Below are 15,326 nucleotides of genomic sequence, written 5' to 3'. Positions count from 1 at the left end.
AAAAAGGACAGCATCGGCTGTCCTTTTTTATGTTTAGATTCTTCTATTTAGATTCTTCTGTTTAGATTTTTATATTGATTTTAATCATTAAAGTCGGGATGGATACCGCCCAGATTTTGACATGCCGCCTTATAAATAATGTATTGCTGATCAACTACATCAATGAGCGGGATACGAAATAATTTTTCGCCTTCTTTATAGCTGTCGATATATGACACGACCTTTTGTTTACTTGATGCCAGTTTTTCTTCATGAAAACTTGTAATCGAGCTATGAGTCATATGTGAACTTTCAATATTATTGCATTGAAAATGTGAGAGTAGTTTTTCAGCTTTTTTAATTTCGCTGGACGTGCCAAACATACAGCCGCTAAGCAGAGTTACACCTGCAAGCAGGATGAACTTTTTCATGGTTTTATTTTAAGCAAAATTATGAGGTGCAATATTCTATTAATTTTCGTCAGAAAAATTAATTACTTTTTTACCATTTGGCTAATTTTTATTTAAATGTGAACTGTGTCATTGTTACAAGATGTGAATATCTAACTGAGAAGGGGTTTTTCTAGAATGATTTGGACAAAATATCTTTAGGTTTTGAGTCATCAGGTTAAGATACTCATTGTCACCAAGAAGCAGCCTGAAGAAAATAATAGCCCTAACACGATATGCTTAAATTGGCGTTCTGAAATACGATAGAAAAGTTTGGCACCAAAAATCACGGGAAAAGCCATAATCACCAAAAGCACGGCTAAATAGGGCAGATGTTCACGATGGATGATCCCTTGTAGCAGATAGCTAATGAGTGTGACGAGCTGAATGGCTAAATTGAAATGTCGCAAAATATAGCGTTGTTCTGCTTTGGGTGTATTTTTCAGCATGAGCCATGCAGAGGGTAATGCACCACAAAAGCCTCCAAGACCACCCAAGATTCCAGCAATATATCCAATACTAGAATCCGCCCATTTCCCTGATTTTTGGATGAATGAAAATTTAGGATTAAAAAATAAAATTGGGCACCAAAACATTAAAAAAGCGCCCAAAACCAATTTAAATGTATCTGGATTAATGCTGTCTAATAAATACGTACCGAGCGGTACACCTAAAATTCCTGCAATTAAATAGGGATAAATGATATTTTTATTGATCGGAATGCTTTTACGTTCTGATGATAATGAAATGAAGTGGCTATAAACTGAAGCGCAGACGACCAAGGGTGCGGCTATTTGCGGGGGAAGTATCCAAACCCAAAATGACATTGCGATAAGGGCGAATGCAAACCCTGTTAATCCTTGTACGAATCCCGCAAAGATGGCACCAAGAATAAAAATCAGCCAAGTCATTAAATTACAGCTTTGAAATACGTGGCGCTATTGTAGTGAATTTTTCTATATAAATGTGGCTGACTGAGCAAATGAAGAAAAATTGGATGTTAAATGATGAATAAAACATGAATGTTTAAATACAGCAGATGTACACAGACTTCCGATTGAATTCATTTCGATAAGTGAAAATGCTCTTCATCAAAGAGGTGAAAATGCTCTTCATCAAAGAGGAGTGCTACACATGCTTAAACAAGTTGCTTTGCTATCTGTGGTTGCAGTTACATTTACAGGGTGTGTCGTGGCGCCATTTGATGATGGCCGATACCATTCGAATCAATATGGCTATGCAAATCAATATGGTTATTCAGGTCAATATGGTGGTTCATACGGACAGCGTTATGACTCAAGTCAGCGTTATGACCGTTCATATGGTCGAGTGAATAGCCTGCAACATCGACCAAACTCACCACGACCGAATTCGAATAGCCGTCCAGACGATACTCATAAACCGAATGTGCATAAACCAAATGCGCATAAACCGAATGTACAGAAACCTTCATCTCAGCATCCGTCAAATGTGCATCGTCCAAGCGCAAAGCCTCAGACGCCAGCTAAACCCAATACAAGCAAGCCCCAGCAGCAAAAACCACAGCAACAACGTCCTAAAGTAACGCCCGTGGATAAAGCTAAAACCCCAGGTGGATTTAACAGCCAGCGTCCACTTAGACCACAGGTTTAATGATTTTCAAGTAATAAAAAAGGACGCATTGACGTCCTTTTTTGTGTGCATTTACATTAAGCCTTTTTATATAAGCCTGCACGTACCGTACCTGCTTTGGTTTGTTTGATTTGCTGCCAACTGCTCGGGAGCTTTAACTGAGCAAGATCACGGTCAGCTTCGATATAAATTAAACCATTGTCTGCAATGCACGGATCGACCAATTCAGCAAGTTCTTGCCATAAATCAAGACTATAAGGGGGATCTAAGAAAATCAGATCAAATTGATCTTTCAAGTTAGGAATGGCTTGTTGTGCCGTCATGTTTTTGAGTTGCACACGTTGTTTGCTCACCCTTAAGAGTTCTAAATTGTCCATGAGAAACTTCGCTTGGGTGCGATCAGGTTCAATTAAAACGGCTTCTGCTGCACCACGTGAGAGTGCTTCAAACGATAATGCCCCTGAACCTGTACAGAGGTCGAGGACTTTGGCATTTTGAACATCCCACATGAGCCAGTTAAATAATGTCTCGCGGACACGGTCAGGTGTAGGGCGTAAACCGTCAATACTGGCAAAAGGCAGTTGACGGCGTTTCCATTCACCCCCAATGATTCTTAATTGATTTTTCATGAATTATTCCTCATCGGTTGCATGTGCTGCACTGGCAGCACGAGGTGTTGTATTTACACTATTCGGTTGTTGAGTGGCACTGTTGTTCTGCTGAGCTGTTGGGCTCGCATTTGGATCGGCTGATAAAATATTAGAGCCGCTTGGTAACTCACTCGGTTTTAGACCCGCAGTCATGAGACCACCGCTAATTTGATGGCCTGCAGGACGAATTGGATTCTTTTTACGTGTTAATAACCAGTAGTCAAACATCGGTTTCGCAATTTGAGCAGCAGAACCACCGTGACGACCATTTTCCCAAACGACTGCAATCGCAATTTCAGGTTTTTCCGCAGGGGCAAAACCAACAAATAAACCATGGTCAAGTTGACGCTCTGTCAATAAGGACTCGTTATAACGTTTACCTTGGGCAATACTTTTAACCTGTGCAGTTCCTGTTTTACCTGCGATTTGATACATTGGGGTGCGAATACCACGACCTGTCCCTGTTTGTACCACATCAATCATGGCATCACGCATTTTAATCCAATCATCTGGCTTACCATTAAATTGAATGCGACCATTCGGGGCGTTATGGACTTTATGAACCTTAGCGCCTTTACTTTCACGCAAAACGTGAGGTGTAACATGTGAGCCTTGATTGGCGGTAATGGCAGTCGCCATCGCCAGTTGTAATGGTGTTGCAGTAAATGCACCCTGACCAATACTGACAGAAATAGTTTCACCTTTGAGCCAGTTGGACTTCCGTGTGCGGAGCTTCCATTCAGGATTTGGATATAGCCCCGTACTTTCACTTGGTAAATCTACACCGGTTTTTTCACCGAAGCCAAACTGACGCATCCACGTATTCATTTTTTCAATGCCCATACGATAGGACAAGACATAGAAATAGGTATCGCAGGAAACGACTTGAGCTTTGTGTAAATTAACTGAGCCATGACCAGTTTTTTTGTGGTCACGGAAACGATGGCTGTCACCCGGAAGCGTGAAATAGCCCGGATCTGAAATGGCAGTACTCCAGTCCACTAGACCATAATGAATACCACCCAGACCAAACATCGGTTTGATCGTTGAACCTGGAGGATAAGCCCCTTGTACAGCACGGTTATATAAAGGTTGATCGAGGCTATCACGCAGTTCAGAATAATCTTTACTGCTAATGCCAGTAACAAATAAATTGGGGTTAAAACTAGGACTGGACACAAGAGCAAGAATTTCTCCAGTACGTGGGTCAATCGCCACAATTGCACCACGTCGATCTGCAAGCTGCTCTGAAGCGACCATTTGCAGTCCATAATCTAGGGATAAATATAAGTCATTACCACGAATCGGATCTTTACGACCTAGATGACGTAACACATTACCAAAGGCATCGGCTTCAACCGACTCATTTCCCGGCATACCGTGTAAAAGTTCTTCGTATGATTTTTCAACGCCAATTTTACCGATTAGGTTTGAGCCAGCGTATAAATCTTTATCAATCGTTTTTAGTTCTTTGTCATTAATACGACCTACGTAGCCAATCACATGGGCAAACAGTTCGCCATGTGGATAGTAGCGAGTCATTTGGGTCTCTATATTGACACCCGGAAATTGATATTTCACCTCACTAAAACGGGCGATATCATTTTCATTTAAATTCAGTTTAATCGAAACACGTTCAGTCTTTTTAGAGGTTTTAATTCGACTTTTAAAGCGTTCGATATCTTCAGATGTAAGCTCTAATAAAGGTGTTAGGCGCTCAACAGTATCATCGATATCTTCAACATCCGCACGGCTCATGGTTGCTGAGAAAACCGGATAATTATCGGCTAATAACACGCCATTACGGTCATAGATATAACCACGAGAAGGTGCAAGTGGTTGCAGTCGAATTCGGTTTTGATCTGCAGCAGTTGAAAAGGTCTCATAACTCTTGATTTGCAAATATGCATAACGTGCCACAAGCAACAGCATAAAGAAGGAGACAATCCCTATCGAAATCACCACGCGATTACGATAAATCCGCTTTTCTTGCTGGACATTTTTTAAAGGATAATGCTGCTTCATACGCGTTCGACTTAAAGACTGAGAGCTAAAATAACGGAAGAGGCATATTCTAGCGCAACTGACATTTTTTTGATAAATAAAAACGACTCTGCTGTGATTGCAGTCTATATTTTGACTTTGCAGACATGAAAAATATGGGGCTTTGTGTATAACAGTTCATATTATTCTGCTAAAGTCGAAACGTATAAAAAAGGAATATTCCAAAAAATAATACTAAGGAAGTTTGTGAAAACAATGAATAAATTATATCCATTGCTTGCATTTATGATGCTTGGAAGCATCGCACATGCCAATGACAATTCATTTTTACCTGAGGCAAAATTAACAGGTGAGGGTTATCAACCATGGAATGTTGGAGCAGGTTTTACTCAAAAAATTATTCACGTGAATGGTGAGTGGGTAAACCCATATGGCATTGCTTATGCAAAAGCTGGTGTTTTCTTGAACGATGATAAAACACCTGGCGGGCAAGTCGGCTTTCGTTACCCAGTTCATTTCACTGGCAAAGATAAAAATGGTTATTATATCGGAGCTTATGCGGGCCACATCGACTCCAAGAAAGTAGATGGTGAAGATGAAGCGCGTTTAGGTGGTGGTATCGATCTTGCTTATGTGATGTTGAGTGCCGAGCGTATTAGTACGTTTAGTGTAGGCATGGGTGCGGGTGAAAAATTAGAAGACAAATCAGGTAATGTGATTGTGGAAACCGAACCGAGACTACAAATCTCATATACTTTAAGTTTTGGTTTGTAGTGAAAATAATCAACTTTATTTTATAACCGCACTCACTGAATAAAATTAAATATGGAAGTTATGCATGCTTGAGTACGTTAACGAATTGTGGCAAACCTTTTTGCAACGTCCCGATTTTTGGGCTGTGCTGAGTATTATCCCCGTTACCGCATTCGTTACCTGGGCACACGTTTGGATGGCACTGAAAATGGTATTTTACCCAATTAATTTCTGGGGATTCCATTTAGGTCCATTACCCGTGGGATGGCAGGGGATTGTGCCAAGAAAAGCTGGACGTATTTCTGGCATTATTACGGATAACACATTGTCTAAATTGGGTTCCTTACGCGAGTTTTTGGATGCAATGGATCCTGAGGATATGGCGCGCATCATTGGTGAACAAGTTGGCTTTGAACTTGAGCATTTGATTGATGAAGTCATGCTAGACCGAAATGCGGTGCTTTGGGAAAACTTACCGTATTCGATTAAACGCCGTATTTATGCCCAAGCACATAAACAGCTGCCAAATACCTTAAAAGAACTCGTGACCGAACTGACCATGAACGTAGAGTCACTTGTTGACATGCGAGAAATGGTGGTGAGTCAAATGGAAGCGGATCGTCTCTTGATGGTGCGGATGTTCCTTAAAGTTGGCCAGAAAGAAATCAACTTTATTTGGCATATCAGTGCCTTGATTGGGATGTTCTTTGGTATCTTCCAAATGATCGTTTGGTTTGTGGTGCCTTGGCATTGGACGGTTCCATTTTGGGCAGCAATCTGGGGATTTTTGACCAACTGGATTGCCATCTGGATGGTATTTAATCCAATTGAGCCGCACCCCGTAAAGTATTTGCAATTATTTGAATTAACTAAAGATCGTAAATTCCCTTGGATTAAACCTGTGATTCCACGTATTGGAACGTACAATGTTCAAGGGGCGTTTATGAAACGCCAAGAAGAAGTTTCGGATGTATTCGCAAGTGTAGTCACAGAAGACCTAATTACGTTAAAATCCATCATGACCGAAATGATGTATGGCGGGAAGAAAGATAAGACCCGTCGCATTGTGAAACGTCATATTAATGAAATTATGGAATCTCCACTGGTTCGTACCTCATTACAGTTGTCTTTAGGTCCAAAAGAGTACGCAAAACTCAAGACAGACTTGATCGATCGCTCAATTGAAATTACGATGGTGCCTGTATGCGACCCTGCGTTTAATGCGAGCCGTGCACAGAAAATCTTTCAAATGTTTAGAGACCGTATTCGTGAGCTAACACCGAAAGAATTTCAAAATCTATTACGTCCTGCATTTCAGGAAGACGAATGGATTTTAATTGTCTTGGGTGGTGTAACCGGTTTTATCGCGGGTACAATACATTTGTTTGTGGCTTTCTTATAATTAGATGCTGGAAGATGATCTGAATCTTGGGTTCAGATCACTACATAGCGTCATATACAATGTTTAAAATGAGGATGTTTTTTTATGCGCATTATATTACTCGGACCACCTGGAGCAGGTAAAGGGACACAAGCTCAGTTGATCTGTAAGCGCTACGATATCCCACAAATTTCAACCGGTGATATGCTCCGTGCTGCGATTCGTGAAGGTACTGAATTAGGTCTACAAGCTAAAAGCGTCATGGATAATGGCGGCCTTGTATCTGATGAGCTTATTATTGGTCTTGTAAAAGAACGCATTGCTCAACCTGACTGTGTTAACGGCTGCATTTTCGACGGTTTCCCGCGTACGATTCCACAAGCTGAAGCGCTTGAAAACGAAGGTATCAGCATCGATCACGTAATTGAAATCGATGTACCTGACGAAGAAATCGTTCAACGTTTATCTGGTCGTCGTCAACACCCAGCATCTGGTCGTGTATATCATACCGTTTACAACCCACCAAAAGTGGAAGGTAAAGATGACGAAACTGGTGAAGACCTTGTTCAACGTCCGGATGACCAAGAAGCAACAATTCGTAAGCGTTTAGGTTCTTACCACGCTGAAACTGAGCAATTGGTTGGTTTCTACCAAGGTCGTGCAGCTTCTGGCGAAAACGCACCGACTTATGACAAATTAAATGGTCTTCGTCCAATCGATCAAGTTCAAACTGATTTGTTCGCGATTTTAGATCAGTCTAAATAATTCAGCTTTTTTGAATTTTTGACAATCAAAGAGTCCTACTGCATAGTGGGGCTCTTTTTTTATGTGGCTTTTAGGGCGAATCTGTTATGAAATTTGCTTTGGTTATAATGGTCATCATCGCTGTGGCGGTGTTATTGGGCTTATTATTTGTCAGCTTTAAAATGTTGCGTAAGGTGCAAGTGGAAGAAGCAGAGCAAGCTAAACTGAACCCTAAGCAATATCGCTTACATCCAAAACTGCAGCAAGAGTTTGATAAAAAACAGAAAGAACAAGATAAAAATTAATCATCAATTTGATCAATTGATTCTTACAAATTCCATCTAGCCCGAAATTGAAGAGATTAATCTTCAATTTGGGTGGTTTTAATCGGTCTTAATGCACCAAACTCATACTTATCATTCCAATTACATACATCAGACACGATACATTCATCGCATTTGGGTTTGCGGGCAATACAACAATAGCGTCCATGTAAAATCAGCCAATGATGTGAATCGACGATAAATTCTTTAGGAATCACTTTGACGAGTCGGTGTTCGACTTCCAGAACATTTTTGCCGACAGCCAATCCTGTACGATTACCTAAACGAAAAATATGTGTATCAACGGCCATGGTCGGTTGACCAAAAGCAGTATTCAGCACCACATTTGCAGTTTTACGACCGACACCGGGTAAGGCTTCCAAATCTGCACGATTATTCGGAACGATGCTGTTGTGCTTCTCAATGAGAATCTTGCAGGCTTTAATGACATTTTCCGCTTTTGAGTTATACAGGCCAATGGTCTTGATATATTCCTTCAGTCCGTCAACACCTAACGCATAAATAGCTTCAGGAGTATTTGCTACTGGAAAAAGTTTATCTGTGGCTTTGTTGACACTGACATCTGTGGCCTGAGCAGATAGGGTAACAGCCACTAAAAGTTCAAATGGACTACTATAATTGAGTTCAGTTTTCGGGTTGGGGCGTTGCTCACGTAAGCGTTCAAAAAAAGTTTGAATTTGCTTCTTAGTCATGTTTTTAACAGCCATGATTAAGCCCCTTGCAGTTGTGTTAATTGTTGCGTGAGCGTATGGAGTAACTCACGTTTTTTTGCATCGTCTCGAACACTCAGTTGTTTTTCTAATTTCTTAATTTGTGTACGAATTTTTGCAAGTTCAATGGTGGTTTTTGCATCGAGTTGAACGACTGGCGTAGCAGGTTTTTCCACGACTTCAATGACCGGTACTGAGTCTGTCTGGGTCGAAAATTGGGCAAAAAGTTCCGTATCAATTTCTGCGCGTACAATAGGGCCTTTACGATGAATTCGGCGCTTTTCCTCACGCTGAATATGTGCATAGTAGCGGCGACGTAAATCATTCTGTTCTGCGATTCGAACAGGTTCAGATGGCACTTGATCAAGCTCTTCGACAAGGTCGATACAATCCACTGGACACGGTGGGATGCAGAGTTCGCAGCCCGTACATAAATCCGTCAAGACCGTATGCATCAATTTGCCTGAGCCAATAATGGCATCAACAGGGCAGGCACTGATACATTTGGTACAACCAATGCATTCATCCTCACGAATCACGGCTTTGACCCGTTGCGGGCGCCCATCACTTTGGATGGGCCAAACACTGGCTTCTGCTGTTAAGTGTGGACGATTTAATAACGCTGCTAGTGAATCTGCCACAGGTTGACCACCGGGTATACATTTATTGGCTTCTTCTCCTTCACTGATGGCTTTGGCATAGGGTAAGCAGCCGTCTCGGTGTCCACAAAGTCCACATTGAGTTTGTGGCAATAGGGCATCAATTTGTTGGATGAGGGAAATTTCAGAAGTCATGGGTAGTCGCGAGTACAAATGAAGGCAGTGAAAAACCAAAGAGGACGTTGAATTCTAGCATGTTTCAGTATGAATTGCTGTGCGCAAAAATGGGTCTATAGATGCATCATAAATGAGCAAAATAATTCATTAAAATATTCCTAAAAGTAATAATATTTATAACTAAAATATCTGATTAATCAATTTAAATCGCTGTTCTTTAAAGAATTTAAAGATTTTTTAAAAAAACTATTGCTGATTAGTTACAAAAGATATTTAATATTTTGCGCCAAAATATATCTTTGATCAAAATTGTGATCAATTTTGATCCATACATCTGCTGAGGATTAAGTGTTGAAATATAACAGCCTTAACGACTTCCTAGACTACGTTAAAACACGTGATGAACATCAACCTGAATTTCTTCAAGCTGTTGAAGAAGTGATGACGAGCCTTTGGCCATTCATCGAAAAGAACCCACAATATGCTGACTACGGTTTGCTAGAACGTCTTGTTGAGCCTGAGCGTGCAATTCAGTTCCGTGTTTCATGGGTAGATGACAAAGGTCAAACTCAAGTTAACCGTGCTTTCCGTGTTCAATACAACTCAGCAATTGGTCCATTCAAAGGTGGTATGCGTTTCCACCCATCAGTGAACCTTTCAATTCTTAAATTCTTAGGTTTTGAACAAACTTTCAAAAATGCTTTAACTACACTTCCTATGGGTGGTGGTAAAGGTGGTTCAGATTTTGACCCTAAAGGTAAATCTGAAGGCGAAATCATGCGTTTCTGCCAAGCATTAATGATCGAATTATACCGTCATCTTGGTTCTAACACTGACATCCCTGCGGGTGACATCGGTGTAGGTGGCCGTGAAGTTGGCTACATGGCTGGTATGATGAAAAAATTAAGCAATGACACAGCATGTGTGTTCACTGGTAAAGGTTTAACTTTCGGTGGTTCACTTGCGCGTCCTGAAGCAACTGGTTACGGTACTGTGTATTTCGCTGAGGAAATGCTAAAAACTCGTGGCGATAGCTTTAAAGATAAAGTTGTAACGATTTCGGGTTCTGGTAACGTTGCACAATACGCTGCTGAAAAAGCAATGTACTTAGGTGCGAAAGTGGTTTCACTTTCTGACTCAGCTGGTACTGTATACGTGAAAGACGGTTTCACAACTGAACTTCTTGCTGAAGTAATGGAATTGAAAAACGTTAAGCGTGGCCGTATTTCTGAATTTGCATCTAAGCACGGTTTTGAATATTTAGAAGGTCAACGCCCTTGGTCAATCAAATGTGATATCGCGCTGCCATGTGCAACTCAAAATGAATTAGATGAAGCTGATGCTGAAGCTCTTCTTGCTAATGGCGTAATCTGTGTTGCTGAAGGCGCAAACATGCCATCTACTTTGGCTGCAGTTGAGAAATTCGTTGAAGCGAAAATTCTTTATGCACCAGGTAAAGCATCTAATGCGGGTGGTGTTGCAACTTCTGGTCTTGAAATGTCTCAAAACGCAATTCGTTTGGGTTGGACTTTCGAAGAAGTTGACGAGCGTCTACACGCGATCATGAAAGAAATTCACCGCAACTGCGTGAAATACGGTACTGAAGAAGATGGTACTGTGAACTATGTAAACGGTGCGAACATTGCAGGCTTCGTAAAAGTTGCTGACGCAATGCTTGCTCAAGGCGTTTACTAAGTTCTCCGTAAGTTGAACTGAAAACCGAGGCTCAAGCCTCGGTTTTTTTATGGCTTAATGGTTTGGAATATATTGGATTGTTAATTAGTGCTCATCAGGGTAAGTTGGATTTCGCTATCCATAACACTGAAGTGAAAATTTAAGGGTTGGTCGAGCAAACGTTTAAAAATGAAGCCCTGACCGATGTAACTGTGTGCTGAACTTCAGTGTACTCCCTACATCTCCTATAAAACGCAAAGTATGCTTTTCTACATCATAATTGTGGCCAATGTAATTACGGCCACTAAGAATGTCATACTGCCATCGTTAATTTGAGTGTGGTTTGGGGGGAGCGTTATTCTTTACGAGACCCGATTCTTTTGAGTTAATTGTTCTGCTTCAAAATCATGTAAATCAGTAATTCGCTGTATGCCTTTAAAAATATAGGTCTGTTGATTGCGATTCTTCAGGATGAATTCAGGCAGGGCATTTTGCTTTTGTAGTAGCTTTAAATTTACATCGCTAAAGCATTGGCTGAACATTACATCGTGATTTGAAAACTTTGCACGGCTGATTAGCGTTTGCAGTTGTGAAGATATAAAAAAACCGAGGCGATGACCTCGGTTTTTTATCGGCTGTAACTTACAACGTACCTTTTACGGCTTCACGTTCGACTGACATATCAAAAATATAGGCATATTTTGATTGGTCAGCAGCAGGGTTTTTACGTTCAAAACGTTTTACGCGAATAATTTGGCGTTCTGCAGGAGTGTGCTTAAAGCCTTCAATTTGATCGTAAAATAAGGTCCAGTCTTTATCAACTTGTGTTTTTAGGCCTTTTTCATCGTACTTCACTTCACGTACTTGCAAACAAGTTTGTGGAGCAACGCCTGTACATTGTTTCGTTTCAGGGCTGACTTCAAGGAAAATGGTTTCGCCTTGCGAGTTGTACTGGGTTTCAGGTGTTAATTTTCCAGTGAAAACCAGTTTTTCACCTGTTGCAGAGATAATGGTTAACGTTGGATTTTGTGGATCTGTGGTATTTAAAACAAAAGGTGCTTTACGGTCACTCAAGAGTGAAGATGCAAGTCCTTCTTGTTTCATCGCATTATCAGGACACGCCATCATGGTAGATGCAATGTTGCCTGTTACAAGTGTATTGTGTTCCACTTTCCATTGGGTTGACATGCTATTACAGCTGGTTGAAATACCCAAAGTGCCATTTTCTAGAAAATTTAAAACTAAAGGTTTTGGTGCATTTTCAGTGGTGGTGCTCCATTGATATGAAGCTAAAGTTTTATCAGCATTTTGTTGTTGTAATACGCTCACGGCTAAATCTCCAGCTTTTTGGATATCGCTTGATTGACATGCTGCAAGGGCTAAAGGGAAGAGGGCGATCGCTAAATATTTTAATTTCATTACGCTAACTGTTCTAAGTGAATTTCAGCCTGTAGCATAACCCATTCATTTTAAAAAAATATGAATACATTCAGCTCAAATAAGTAGCAAAATGTATCCATAAATAATAATTTGTTAACTTATTAATATAAATTATGAATAAGTCAAGCTATCAAGTTTATTTCACGTTTAATCAAAACGATAAATATCCATACCCAGCGAACCCATACTAAAGCTACTGTGAACAATAGAGAAGCGGGGGCCTGCACCCATCGCAAAGAAGATGGGTGCAAAATGTTCAATGGTCGGATGGTTGCGTTGCACAAATGGGATATTTTGCCAATCGAGAACTGCATCAAAATCTTGATGAGTGAGCTTATTGACCACAAAATTACGGAATGTAGACGCCCATTCAGGCACGGCTGCTGCACGTCCATCCCAAGCCAATTCACGTAAGTTATGAGTAATGCTGCCCGATCCAATCAACAAGATTTGCTTGTCACGTAAAGGTGCAAGCGTTTGTCCAATTTTATAGATCTCTTGTGCAGACATGGTCATCGGAAGTGATATTTCAATCACAGGAATGTCAGCATCAGGATACATATGCAATAACGGCATCCAAACGCCATGATCGCGTGGACGGGTGCTGTTGGCATGTGCCAATAACCCTGCATTGGCAAGCAAATGGAGAATTTCTTCTGCGAGCTCTGGGTTACCCGGCGCTGGATAACGAATATCATAAAGTTCCGCAGGGAAACCACGGAAGTCATGCCAAGTTTCAGGACGGGCACTGGTACTTACTTCTAGTGCGTTACTTTCCCAATGTGCGGACATGATAATAATGGCTTCCGGTTTTGGAAGATTCAGGCTTAAACGTTCCAACGCAGGACCGACTTGCTCAGGATTGATGGCAAGCATAGGTGAGCCATGGGAAATAAATAAACCTGGAAGTGTATGTAAATTCATCGCGGTCGCCGTTGGTTGTTTAAAGGAATATGATGATCATGCACTATATTATTCAGCGTAACAATTCGGATAATTTCAACGGTTTGTTTCATTGTTGCAACGCTGTAACTGCTGTATACGCTGGATGTTAGTTCGGATTAACCCGCACGATGGTAAGGGTGATTATGATTAATACTCATTGCACGGTATAGCTGTTCGATGAGCATGACACGAACCATTGGGTGTGGCAAAGTTAGTTTAGACAAAGACCAATGCCATGCTGCTGCTTTACGTACCGCCTCAGAATGTCCATCTGGCCCACCAATGGCTAAAACCACATCATTGCCTTCAAGCATCCAGCCTTTCATGGTTTCAGCTAGTTTTTCGGTACTAAACTCACGACCACCGACTTCTAAGGCGATCAGCACTTCATTCGATTTCATGGCATTTAAAATGCTGTCACCTTCAATTTGACGGTATTTTAAAATATCGGCTTCAGAGTCGTTCTTGCCACGTTTAGCCATAGGTAATTCAATGATTTGCGTTTGAACAAATGGCTGAATACGTTTGAAATAATCTTCAAAACCCGTCAGAACCCATGCTGGCATTTTTTGACCGATTGTCAGAATACGAATTTTCATACAGCGCCTGAAAGTATACAAAAGAGCATTATAACGGTTCGCTTGAGCTTTGTATGTTCAGACACAATTTGCAATTGAAATCGTGTTCTGCTTGCTGTTTAAATACGCAGCATAAACAGATTAGATCAAAGATGAAAATTGGAATAATAACAATGAAAAAAACATGGCAGGACGGTAAATTATTTTTGCTCAAGCAAGCAGCAATGCTTTCAATTTTTGGATGGTGTTCATTTGCGGCGTATGCCAACAATATTAGAACGGCTGAACCGGATAATTTAAAAGTCTATTTAGAGCAAATTATTGGTAATGAAGCTGAATATCGTAACTATAAGAATATTCAAGAGTTAAACCGGGTGTCTGCTTGGATTCGTGAGCAGATGCGTTTATTTGGTGTGAATTGTCGTTTTCAAACCTATACCGTAAACAGCCAACCATACCGTAATGTGGTCTGTCCCTTAAATGCAGGGCATAGCAACCGAGTGATCATTGGCGCGCACTACGATGTATTTGAGGAGCAGCATGGCGCTGATGACAATGCTTCTGGCGTTGCAGGTGTACTCGAAGCTGCTCGGATTCTTTCGGCTGAAAAAGCGCGATTAAAACAAAATATTGAATTTGTATTTTATACCCTTGAAGAGCCGCCGTATTTTAGAACAGAGTCGATGGGCAGTTTTATCCATGCAAAATCGGTAGCAAAGGAAAAGGATAAAATTTCAGGTGTATATATTCTGGAAATGATTGGTTATTTTGATCCCAAAGTCACCCAAGAATATCCAGTTGGACTGAAATGGATTTATCCATCGCATACAAATTTTATTGCATCGGTGGGGAATATTCAGTCTCGTGACTTAACTTCATCGTATTGTGCGGCGATGGAGTCTTTGAAGCAACTACAATGTGAGCGCTTGATTTCACCTTCATTTATTCAGGGTGTGGATTTTTCAGACCATATGAATTATTGGCAATTTGATATGCCAGCGATGATGATCACTGATACGGCATTTTATCGTAATAAGCACTATCACACCGAGCAAGATACCTTGGATAAATTAAACTTAGACAAAATGGCTCAAGTGATCGATGGTTTGGTGAAAACCATCTTAAATTTGAAATAGCATGTCTTTAAACACATGACATAAAAAACGCAGCCCCGAAAGCCTGTGGACTGCGATAAAAGGTCATCTACCTGGAGATGTAGATGACCATCCTGTTCCAATGATCATCACGCTTTTAGACGTGATTGGAACCAATAAAGAAACATACAGCG

Annotated in this window: 17 protein-coding genes; 7 read left to right on the top strand and 10 right to left on the bottom strand. The window is 40.8% G+C overall.

All coding sequences use genetic code 11. The features are described from left to right. Positions 1–80 precede the first annotated feature (80 nt). Both FTU64_RS13650 and FTU64_RS13645 read right to left on the bottom strand, forming a co-directional pair. The gene (locus FTU64_RS13650) at positions 81–410 is read right to left on the bottom strand and encodes a hypothetical protein (protein ID WP_078189873.1); all 330 of its coding nucleotides are present in this window, start codon (positions 408–410) and stop codon (positions 81–83) included. Between the two features lie 191 nt (positions 411–601). Next, positions 602–1,339, bottom strand: a complete 738-nt coding sequence (locus tag FTU64_RS13645) for a sulfite exporter TauE/SafE family protein (protein ID WP_180060050.1) — start codon at positions 1,337–1,339, stop codon at positions 602–604. A gap of 223 nt (positions 1,340–1,562) precedes the next feature. Between FTU64_RS13645 and FTU64_RS13640 the strand changes: the two genes are divergently transcribed. Beyond that, positions 1,563–2,060, top strand: coding sequence for a hypothetical protein (locus FTU64_RS13640; protein ID WP_180060047.1), 498 nt, complete (start codon positions 1,563–1,565; stop codon positions 2,058–2,060). 56 nt (positions 2,061–2,116) lie between these two features. On the opposite strand, the gene rsmD is transcribed toward FTU64_RS13640, so the two are convergent. Together rsmD and mrdA are read right to left on the bottom strand one after the other, a co-directional pair. Further along, the gene (gene rsmD / locus FTU64_RS13635; protein WP_168378319.1) at positions 2,117–2,668 is read right to left on the bottom strand and encodes a 16S rRNA (guanine(966)-N(2))-methyltransferase RsmD; all 552 of its coding nucleotides are present in this window, start codon (positions 2,666–2,668) and stop codon (positions 2,117–2,119) included. A 3-nt stretch (positions 2,669–2,671) separates the two neighbouring features. Next, positions 2,672–4,714 (bottom strand): penicillin-binding protein 2, encoded by a 2,043-nt coding sequence (gene mrdA / locus FTU64_RS13630; RefSeq protein WP_180060045.1) that lies wholly within the window; start codon positions 4,712–4,714, stop codon positions 2,672–2,674. A 234-nt stretch (positions 4,715–4,948) separates the two neighbouring features. On the opposite strand from mrdA, the gene FTU64_RS13625 reads away from it, so the two are divergent. The 4 genes from FTU64_RS13625 to FTU64_RS13610 all read left to right on the top strand — a co-directional run bounded on the left by FTU64_RS13625 (position 4,949) and on the right by FTU64_RS13610 (position 7,876). Continuing rightward, positions 4,949–5,467, top strand: coding sequence for a hypothetical protein (locus FTU64_RS13625; RefSeq protein WP_180060043.1), 519 nt, complete (start codon positions 4,949–4,951; stop codon positions 5,465–5,467). A gap of 64 nt (positions 5,468–5,531) precedes the next feature. Beyond that, positions 5,532–6,848 (top strand): hypothetical protein, encoded by a 1,317-nt coding sequence (locus FTU64_RS13620; protein WP_218948322.1) that lies wholly within the window; start codon positions 5,532–5,534, stop codon positions 6,846–6,848. 84 nt (positions 6,849–6,932) lie between these two features. Further along, positions 6,933–7,592: an adenylate kinase gene (gene adk, locus FTU64_RS13615; RefSeq protein ID WP_078189866.1), complete on the top strand. Its 660-nt coding sequence runs from the start codon at positions 6,933–6,935 to the stop codon at positions 7,590–7,592. An 86-nt stretch (positions 7,593–7,678) separates the two neighbouring features. Next, positions 7,679–7,876, top strand: a complete 198-nt coding sequence (locus FTU64_RS13610) for a hypothetical protein (RefSeq protein ID WP_078189865.1) — start codon at positions 7,679–7,681, stop codon at positions 7,874–7,876. Positions 7,877–7,932: 56 nt separating this feature from the next. On the opposite strand, the gene nth is transcribed toward FTU64_RS13610, so the two are convergent. Next, complete coding sequence (nth, locus tag FTU64_RS13605; RefSeq protein ID WP_180020700.1) at positions 7,933–8,622, bottom strand: endonuclease III; 690 nt, start codon at positions 8,620–8,622, stop codon at positions 7,933–7,935. 2 nt (positions 8,623–8,624) lie between these two features. Next, positions 8,625–9,419, bottom strand: coding sequence for an RnfABCDGE type electron transport complex subunit B (locus FTU64_RS13600; protein ID WP_180003967.1), 795 nt, complete (start codon positions 9,417–9,419; stop codon positions 8,625–8,627). 330 nt (positions 9,420–9,749) lie between these two features. Here FTU64_RS13600 and gdhA point away from each other — a divergent pair, with 330 nt between their 5' ends. Next, on the top strand, positions 9,750–11,096 hold the full coding sequence (gene gdhA, locus FTU64_RS13595; protein WP_227591817.1) for an NADP-specific glutamate dehydrogenase: 1,347 nt from the start codon (positions 9,750–9,752) through the stop codon (positions 11,094–11,096). Between the two features lie 341 nt (positions 11,097–11,437). Here the strand turns inward: gdhA and FTU64_RS13590 are convergent, their stop codons facing one another. The 4 genes from FTU64_RS13590 to rlmH all read right to left on the bottom strand — a co-directional run bounded on the left by FTU64_RS13590 (position 11,438) and on the right by rlmH (position 14,059). After that, positions 11,438–11,617, bottom strand: coding sequence for a hypothetical protein (locus FTU64_RS13590; RefSeq protein ID WP_180060041.1), 180 nt, complete (start codon positions 11,615–11,617; stop codon positions 11,438–11,440). 100 nt (positions 11,618–11,717) lie between these two features. Then, positions 11,718–12,494 (bottom strand): META and DUF4377 domain-containing protein, encoded by a 777-nt coding sequence (locus tag FTU64_RS13585; RefSeq protein WP_180060039.1) that lies wholly within the window; start codon positions 12,492–12,494, stop codon positions 11,718–11,720. A gap of 168 nt (positions 12,495–12,662) precedes the next feature. Then, the gene (locus FTU64_RS13580; protein WP_180060037.1) at positions 12,663–13,439 is read right to left on the bottom strand and encodes a dioxygenase; all 777 of its coding nucleotides are present in this window, start codon (positions 13,437–13,439) and stop codon (positions 12,663–12,665) included. A gap of 137 nt (positions 13,440–13,576) precedes the next feature. Further along, positions 13,577–14,059, bottom strand: coding sequence for a 23S rRNA (pseudouridine(1915)-N(3))-methyltransferase RlmH (gene rlmH, locus FTU64_RS13575; RefSeq protein ID WP_078189858.1), 483 nt, complete (start codon positions 14,057–14,059; stop codon positions 13,577–13,579). Positions 14,060–14,211: 152 nt separating this feature from the next. Here rlmH and FTU64_RS13570 point away from each other — a divergent pair, with 152 nt between their 5' ends. After that, positions 14,212–15,174 carry a M20/M25/M40 family metallo-hydrolase gene (locus tag FTU64_RS13570; protein ID WP_373684069.1) on the top strand — a complete coding sequence of 321 codons (963 nt, stop codon included), beginning with the start codon at positions 14,212–14,214 and terminating at the stop codon, positions 15,172–15,174. Positions 15,175–15,326 lie beyond the last annotated feature (152 nt).

Source organism: Acinetobacter sp. YH12128 (assembly GCF_013418655.1).
GTDB classification, from domain to species: domain Bacteria; phylum Pseudomonadota; class Gammaproteobacteria; order Pseudomonadales; family Moraxellaceae; genus Acinetobacter; species Acinetobacter amyesii.
This window is presented reverse-complemented; position numbering and strand designations above follow the sequence as displayed.

What these genes read in the sequence shown, in the direction of transcription:
- FTU64_RS13610 (WP_078189865.1), top strand. Translation starts at nt 7,679, where the DNA reads ATGAAATTTGCTTTGGTTATAATGGTCATCATCGCTGTGGCGGTGTTA.
- FTU64_RS13570 (WP_373684069.1), top strand. Translation starts at nt 14,212, where the DNA reads ATGAAAAAAACATGGCAGGACGGTAAATTATTTTTGCTCAAGCAAGCA.
- FTU64_RS13600 (WP_180003967.1), bottom strand. Translation starts at nt 9,419, where the DNA reads ATGACTTCTGAAATTTCCCTCATCCAACAAATTGATGCCCTATTGCCA.
- mrdA (WP_180060045.1), bottom strand. Translation starts at nt 4,714, where the DNA reads ATGAAGCAGCATTATCCTTTAAAAAATGTCCAGCAAGAAAAGCGGATT.
- nth (WP_180020700.1), bottom strand. Translation starts at nt 8,622, where the DNA reads ATGGCTGTTAAAAACATGACTAAGAAGCAAATTCAAACTTTTTTTGAA.
- FTU64_RS13650 (WP_078189873.1), bottom strand. Translation starts at nt 410, where the DNA reads ATGAAAAAGTTCATCCTGCTTGCAGGTGTAACTCTGCTTAGCGGCTGT.
- FTU64_RS13625 (WP_180060043.1), top strand. Translation starts at nt 4,949, where the DNA reads ATGAATAAATTATATCCATTGCTTGCATTTATGATGCTTGGAAGCATC.
- FTU64_RS13645 (WP_180060050.1), bottom strand. Translation starts at nt 1,339, where the DNA reads ATGACTTGGCTGATTTTTATTCTTGGTGCCATCTTTGCGGGATTCGTA.
- FTU64_RS13585 (WP_180060039.1), bottom strand. Translation starts at nt 12,494, where the DNA reads ATGAAATTAAAATATTTAGCGATCGCCCTCTTCCCTTTAGCCCTTGCA.
- FTU64_RS13640 (WP_180060047.1), top strand. Translation starts at nt 1,563, where the DNA reads ATGCTTAAACAAGTTGCTTTGCTATCTGTGGTTGCAGTTACATTTACA.
- FTU64_RS13580 (WP_180060037.1), bottom strand. Translation starts at nt 13,439, where the DNA reads ATGAATTTACATACACTTCCAGGTTTATTTATTTCCCATGGCTCACCT.
- rsmD (WP_168378319.1), bottom strand. Translation starts at nt 2,668, where the DNA reads ATGAAAAATCAATTAAGAATCATTGGGGGTGAATGGAAACGCCGTCAA.
- FTU64_RS13620 (WP_218948322.1), top strand. Translation starts at nt 5,532, where the DNA reads ATGCTTGAGTACGTTAACGAATTGTGGCAAACCTTTTTGCAACGTCCC.
- FTU64_RS13590 (WP_180060041.1), bottom strand. Translation starts at nt 11,617, where the DNA reads ATGTTCAGCCAATGCTTTAGCGATGTAAATTTAAAGCTACTACAAAAG.
- adk (WP_078189866.1), top strand. Translation starts at nt 6,933, where the DNA reads ATGCGCATTATATTACTCGGACCACCTGGAGCAGGTAAAGGGACACAA.
- rlmH (WP_078189858.1), bottom strand. Translation starts at nt 14,059, where the DNA reads ATGAAAATTCGTATTCTGACAATCGGTCAAAAAATGCCAGCATGGGTT.